The organism is Streptomyces sp. NPDC025806, from assembly GCF_055558275.1.
In genome coordinates, this window is record NZ_JBVHMU010000039.1 from 1 (window position 1) to 6,399 (window position 6,399).

Annotated in this window: 6 protein-coding genes and 1 pseudogene; 3 read left to right on the forward strand and 4 right to left on the reverse strand. The window is 73.0% G+C overall.

Annotated elements, in window-relative coordinates:
• The 4 genes and pseudogenes from ACZ4E1_RS39440 to ACZ4E1_RS39455 all read right to left on the reverse strand — a co-directional run.
• Positions 1–194: pseudogene (locus tag ACZ4E1_RS39440) on the reverse strand (2-oxoacid:acceptor oxidoreductase subunit alpha); the annotation flags it as partial.
• A 296-nt stretch (positions 195–490) separates the two neighbouring features.
• On the reverse strand, positions 491–1,150 hold the full coding sequence (locus ACZ4E1_RS39445; RefSeq protein WP_317453317.1) for a response regulator transcription factor: 660 nt from the start codon (positions 1,148–1,150) through the stop codon (positions 491–493).
• A 378-nt stretch (positions 1,151–1,528) separates the two neighbouring features.
• Entirely contained in the window at positions 1,529–2,914 is a 1,386-nt protein-coding gene (locus ACZ4E1_RS39450) for a sensor histidine kinase (RefSeq protein WP_467548696.1), read from the reverse strand.
• 135 nt (positions 2,915–3,049) lie between these two features.
• The gene (locus ACZ4E1_RS39455; RefSeq protein ID WP_467548698.1) at positions 3,050–4,267 is read right to left on the reverse strand and encodes a sensor histidine kinase; all 1,218 of its coding nucleotides are present in this window, start codon (positions 4,265–4,267) and stop codon (positions 3,050–3,052) included.
• A gap of 246 nt (positions 4,268–4,513) precedes the next feature.
• Here ACZ4E1_RS39455 and ACZ4E1_RS39460 point away from each other — a divergent pair, with 246 nt between their 5' ends.
• From ACZ4E1_RS39460 to ACZ4E1_RS39470, 3 genes are all read left to right on the forward strand, one after another.
• Positions 4,514–4,897 carry an NADH-quinone oxidoreductase subunit A gene (locus ACZ4E1_RS39460; RefSeq protein WP_467548700.1) on the forward strand — a complete coding sequence of 128 codons (384 nt, stop codon included), beginning with the start codon at positions 4,514–4,516 and terminating at the stop codon, positions 4,895–4,897.
• A complete protein-coding gene (locus ACZ4E1_RS39465; RefSeq protein WP_467548702.1) occupies positions 4,888–5,499 on the forward strand; it encodes an NADH-quinone oxidoreductase subunit B in 612 nt (203 codons plus the stop codon). Before ACZ4E1_RS39460 ends, ACZ4E1_RS39465 begins: the two co-directional genes overlap by 10 nt.
• Positions 5,496–6,399: NADH-quinone oxidoreductase subunit C (locus ACZ4E1_RS39470; RefSeq protein ID WP_467548704.1), on the forward strand; the 904-nt coding region annotated here is incomplete at its 3' end. The genes ACZ4E1_RS39465 and ACZ4E1_RS39470, both read left to right, overlap by 4 nt.

A 6,399-nucleotide genomic window follows, 5' to 3' on the forward strand; every position in this document is an offset into this window, starting at 1 on the left:
GACGCCGTCTCCGATGTGAAACGGTCGCCGGTGAGCTGCATACCGTCACCGGAGTCGCCCGCGAACCGGATGATGACCCGGTCCACGCGCCGCACGTCCTTGCCCGGTGCCCCCGCGTGTGTGCGCTGTTCTCCGACGACCGCGCTTTCGGCCCCGTCGGCCTGCTCGGCGGTGCTTCTGACCTGGCTGGTCACTGAACTGGACCTCCCTCGAGGCGGCTGTGCGGGCTGGGCCGTCCCACCGGCCTTCCCAAGGTCCACCCTACGTCTGTAAGGGTCACCTTCCTCTGAGCGATCGCCGCATGGACCGCATATTGAGACGTCGTCTCGTCCCGGTTCACCATGGTCCGTCCGCCCCCTGGGGTCCCGCTCGCGCCTTGCCGGAAGACGCAGGCCGCACGTCCTTCGGCCCTGGTTCCGGTGTCGCTTTTGTGCCGCGCGGCACCGGTGAGCCTCGCCGTCGTGTCGCTATCTGACAGGGTGTCAGGTCCTTACGAGTTCAGGTAGGTCAGGACGGCCAGAACGCGACGGTGATCCCCGTCACTCGGCGAGAGCCCCAGCTTCAGGAAGATGTTGCTCACGTGCTTCTCGACCGCGCCGTCGCTCACCACGAGCTGGCGGGCGATCGCCGAGTTCGTCCGGCCCTCCGCCATCAGGCCCAGGACCTCGCGCTCGCGCGGGGTGAGGTTCGCGAGGACGTCCTGCTTGCGGCTGCGGCCCAGCAGTTGGGCGACCACCTCGGGGTCCAGGGCCGTGCCGCCCTGCGCGACCCGCACCACCGCGTCCACGAACTCCCTGACCTCGGCCACCCGGTCCTTGAGCAGATAGCCCACGCCGTGGCTGGAACCCGCGAGCAGTTCCGTCGCGTACTGCTCCTCCACGTACTGGGAGAGGACCAGGACGCCCAGGCCCGGGAAGCGGCCACGCAGCTGGACGGCGGCGCGGACGCCCTCGTCCGTGTGCGTCGGCGGCATCCGGACGTCCGCGACGACCACGTCGGGGAGCTGGTCCTGATCCCCCAGCTCGGTGATCGTCTTGACCAGCGCCTCCCCGTCGCCGACGCCGGCGACGACCTCGTGCCCGCGGTCGGTCAGCAGCCGGGTCAGGCCCTCCCTGAGCAGCACTGAATCCTCCGCGATGACCACCCGCACCCTGACCTCCACGTTTTCCGTCCCCCCGCCTGCCGACCCTGACGAGGTCCAGCATTACAGCCCCCGAGCCCCAGCGCGGCCCGCCGGAACATTTGCGCCGGGGGCGGGCGGGGTGCGGCCGGATTTGGCGGGGGTGGGTGGGGTGACCGGCATGCCCCTGGGGGCGCACGGAGTGTGCCCCTTCAGGGGCGCGGGGAACTGCGCGACCAGCCACGACGGCGCAGCAGTCGGCGACGACGCTCAACCCCTACGGCGCCGACGCCGTAGCCGACCGATGCGCCCACCCGGCACCTGGGCGCCGCCCATGGGCCCAGGTCGAGGCGACCGGGTACGCGGCGATGGGGCGGGCCCGTACGCATAGGCCCCGCCCCGCAAGGGTCACGCCCGGCGCCAGGGCAGCTCCGCCGTGACGCGGGTCGGGCCGCCGGGGGCCGAGTTCACCAGGAGGATGCCGTCGACCGCCTCGATGCGGTCACGGAGCCCGGCCAGCCCGCTCCCGCCGGAGGCCTCCGCCCCGCCGACCCCGTTGTCGTACACCTGGAGCATGAGCCGCCCCCCGGCCCGCCACACGTCCACCGACGCCCGCGTGGCCCGGCTGTGCTTGCTGATGTTCTGGAGCAGCTCGGAGACGGTGAAGTACGCGATGCCCTCGATCGCCGGCGCGGGCCGCTCCGCGAGGTCGACCTCGACCGTCACCGGCACCGTGCAGCGCGAGGCGACGGAGGAGAGGGCGGCGTCGAGCCCCCGGTCGGTGAGCACCGCCGGGTGGATGCCGCGGGCCAGGTCACGCAGTTCCTGGAGTGCCGTCTTCACCTCGCCGTGCGCGTCGGAGACCATCCGCGCCGCCGCCTCCGGATCCTGCGCGAGCTTCTCCTTCGCGAGCCCCAGATCCATGGCGAGCCCCACGAGCCGCGCCTGCGCCCCGTCGTGCAGATCCCGCTCGATGCGCCGCAGGTCCGCGGCGGCGGTGTCGACGACGACCCCGCGGTCGGACTCCAGCTCGACGACCCGGGACTGGAGCCGGGACGGGCCGAGCAGCCCGACGACCGCCAGCCGGTCCACCGTCGTCAGCGCCCGGATCACCCAGGGCGTCGCCAGGGTCACGGCGAGTCCGACCAGCGCGGTGACGGTGATCTCGAAGGGGTTGTCCAGGTAGACGGAGTGGGACTCGTCGCCGTAGAGCTGGATGCCGCCCTGGCCGCCGTACATGGGGAGGACCCACTGCCACAGCGGATACGTGAGCAGGCTCCAGCCCGTCGTCCAGAACGCCACCGACACACCGAAGGAGAACACCGCCCACGGCAGGTGCAGCACCCCGTACAGCAGGCTCCGCCAGGACACCCCGCTCTTGAGGACGGCCCCGATCCACCCCATCGGCCCGTTCTTGCGCGGCCGCACCGGCTCGGGCGAGCCGACCGTGACCCCGAGCAGGGCCCGGGCCCGTACCCGTTCGAGCGCCCCGAACCCGCGCGCCCCGGCGAGCGCGCCCGCGAGGACCGGCACCCCGATGAAGGTGATGAGCAGCCCCACGCCGAGCGACGCCATGGTCACGGCCCACACGAACCCGGCGATCGCGATCGGCAGGCTGAGCAGCACGTAGGCGAACTCGCGCCAGGCCCGCCCCTCGATCGGCGCCCGCAGCCCGGCCGGCAGTCGCCCGAGCCCGCGCCGCGGCCCGCTCCCGCCGCCCCGGCGCTCGTGGTCGTCGCGCTCGTCGTACGCGTACGAGTACTCGCCCCGGTGTCCGTACTGCTGCGTGGCCATGGACCTCATCCGTTTCTGTCGTTCCGTCGCGTTCGGCGAACCCGCTCGGCTCCCGTTCTTCCCTGTGCTCCAGCCTCCCGGCCGGCCGCGTCCCGGACCATCCGGCGGGTCGGCGTCTGCGACCGGGGGTTTTCCCTACCTCGGCCGCGCGCCCGGGCCCGCGCCGGGTTCCCGGTCCCGCCACGGCAGCTCCGCCGTCACCGTCGTGCCCGCGCCCTCGGGCGAGTCCACGACGAACAGCCCGTCGACCGCCCCGAGCCGCTCCGCGAGCCCGGCCATCCCCGTGCCCTTGTGCACGGACGCGCCGCCGCGCCCGTCGTCCCGCACCTGGATGAGCAGCCGCTCCTCGGTCCGCCACACGTCGACCGAGGCCTGGGCCGCCCCGCTGTGCTTGCTGATGTTCTGGAGCAGCTCGGAGACGGTGAAGTACGCGATGCCCTCGATCGCCTCGGCGGGCCGCGCCGGCAGCTCGACGGTCACCTTCACGGGCACCGTGCAGCGCGAGGCGACGGAGGAGAGCGCCGCGTCGAGGCCCCGGTCCGTCAGGACCGCCGGATGGATCCCGCGGGCCAGATCGCGCAGCTCCTGGAGCGCCAGCTTCACCTCGCCGTGCGCCTCGTCGACCATCGCGGCGACGGTGTCGTCGACCTGCCCCTCCGCGAGCTTCTCCTTGGCCAGACCGAGCCCCATCGCCAGGTTGACGAGCCGGGCCTGCGCCCCGTCGTGCAGATCCCGCTCGATGCGCCGCAGGTCGGCGGCGGCGGTGTCGACGACGACCCCGCGGTCGGACTCCAGTTCGGCGATGCGCCGCTCCAGCTCGTCCGAGGGGGAGAGCAGGGCGCGCACCATCGCCCGGTCCGCGTTGGTCAGACCCCGTGCGACGAACGGCAGCACCGGCCACAGCACGAACAGGCCCACCAGCGTCACCGCGAACGTCAGCACACCCCAGGGCAGCCGGATCACCTCGTACAGGACGCTGCGCCAGCCCACCGGGTCCTTCAGCCCGTTCCACAGCCAGCCGAAGAAGCCGCCCGCGCGCCGCACCGGCAGCGGACTCGGCTCCTCCACCCGCACCCCGAGCAGCGCCCGGGCCCGCGCCCGCTCCGCCCGGCCGAGCATCCGTGCTCCCCGCAGCCCGCCCGCGATCAGCGGCAGCCCGATCACGGTGACGGTGAGGCCGACGCCGAGCGCCAGCATCGTCACCGCGTACACGAAGCCGAACACCGCCAGCGGGAAGCTGCTCAGCAGGAACGCGATCTCTTTCCACGTCTGCCCGTCGTACGCGAAGCGCGCCGGGGGCAACGCCGGCGGAGCGCCGGGTGTGTCGACAGGGGGGACAAGTGGCTCGGTCATAGCCGAAAGGGTGCCCTGCGCGCGTGACCGGACGCCATGAGGCGGACCGCCCGGGACGAACGGGGGATAACCCCACCTCGCGCGGTGGACCCGTGTCCGCGCCTCGGACCAGGCTGCTTACCCTCCCTTTAACAGGCCCTAGACTCCCGTGCGTACAGATCGTCCGTACAGATCGTCGAACACGACGAACACGACGAAACCAGCACAGCGAAGCCAACACAACGAACACGCGAGGGGCGCTGAGACGTGACCGTCATCGCGGTGGACTACTTCCGGTCGTACTCGGTGGTCGGACTGCTCGCCGTCATCGGCGTGCTGTTCGTCGCCGTGGCCTTCGGCGCGGGCCGCCTGCTGCGGCCGGTGGCACCGACCCCGGAGAAACTCCTCACCTACGAGTGCGGCGTCGACCCCGTCGGCGAGGGCTGGGCCCACACCCAGGTCCGCTACTACGTGTACGCGTTCCTCTACGTGATCTTCGCGGTCGACTCGATCTTCCTGTTCCCCTGGGCGACCGTCTTCGCCGCACCGGGATACGGCGCGACGACCCTCGTCGAGATGTTCATCTTCCTCGGCTTCCTGGCCGTGGGCCTGCTGTACGCATACAAGAAGGGCGTCCTGACGTGGACGTGACCCCCGCATCCGAACCCGTGGACCTTCCCGAGCCGAAGCGTCTCGGCGTGCTGTCGCGGCTCGCTCCCGAACCGATGAAGGTGGTCCTCAACTGGGGCCGCCGCTACTCGCTCTGGGTCTTCAACTTCGGACTCGCCTGCTGCGCCATCGAGTTCATCGCCGCGTCCATGGCCCGGCACGACTTCATCCGGCTCGGCGTCATCCCGTTCGCCCCGGGCCCGCGCCAGGCCGACCTGATGGTCGTCTCCGGGACCGTGACCGACAAGATGGCCCCGGCCGTGAAGCGCCTGTACGAGCAGATGCCCGAGCCGAAGTACGTCATCTCCTTCGGCGCCTGCTCCAACTGCGGCGGCCCGTACTGGGACTCGTACTCGGTGACCAAGGGCGTCGACCAGATCATCCCCGTCGACGTGTACGTGCCCGGCTGCCCGCCCCGGCCCGAGGCGCTGCTCCAGGGCATCCTCAAGCTCCAGGAGAAGATCGCCCGCGAGTCGCTCGGCGAGCGCTACGCCTCCGCCGACGCCGCGGCCGGGCGGCCCTCCGCCGCCGCGCTGAGCAGCGGTCTCGTCCAGCCGCCCGCGCCGTCCGAGGGGGAGCGATGAGCTGGCTGCCGAGCCCCGTCGAGGAGCTCTTCGGCGCCGACGCCACCGTCGAGGAGGCCTACGACCTGCTCACGGTCGACGTCCCCGCCGACACCTGGCTCACCGCCCTGGAGACGGCCCGTACGACCCTGGGCTGCACCTATTTCGACTGGCTGAGCGCGGTCGACGAACCGGAGACCGGCTTCCGCGTCTGCGCCCACGTCGCGGCCGTCGCCCCCGGTTCCGTACGGCGCCTGCTGCTGCGCACGACCGTGCCGCACGCGGCGCCGGTGCTGCCGTCCGCCGTCGGCGTGTACGCAGGGGCCGCCTGGCACGAGCGCGAGACGCACGAGATGTTCGGCGTCGGCTTCACCGGCCACCCGCACCTCGTCCCGCTGCTGCTCCCCGACGGCTTCGAGGGGCACCCGCTGCGCAAGGACTTCGTGCTCGCGGCGCGCGTCGCGAAGGCGTGGCCCGGCGCGAAGGAGCCGGGGGAGTCCGAGCACGGCGGCCCCAAGCGCCGCCAGATGCTCCCGCCCGGCGTCCCCGACCCCAACGACTGGGGCCCGATGAAGGGCCAGCTCCCGCCCGCCCCGGCCCGCCCGGCCCGGGGCGCGGGGCGCGCCGCGGGTGCGGGTGCGGGTGCCGCCGGCGAACGCCCGGCCCGCCGCGCCCGCTCCGCGAGCGAGGGCTCGGCGAGCCAGGGGGCCGCCCCGGGTGCGGATGCGGCTGCCGCGGGGGCCGAGGCTCCGCAGCGTCCTGCCCGGCGTACCCGTTCGGCGAGCGAGGGTTCGGCGAGCCAGACGGCGGCTCCGGGTGCCGCGAGTGCCGGTGCGGAGGGTGGCGAGGAGGCCCCTCGCCCGGCCCGGCGTACGCGTTCGGCGAGCGAGGGTTCGGCGAGCCAGACGGCGGCTCCGGGTG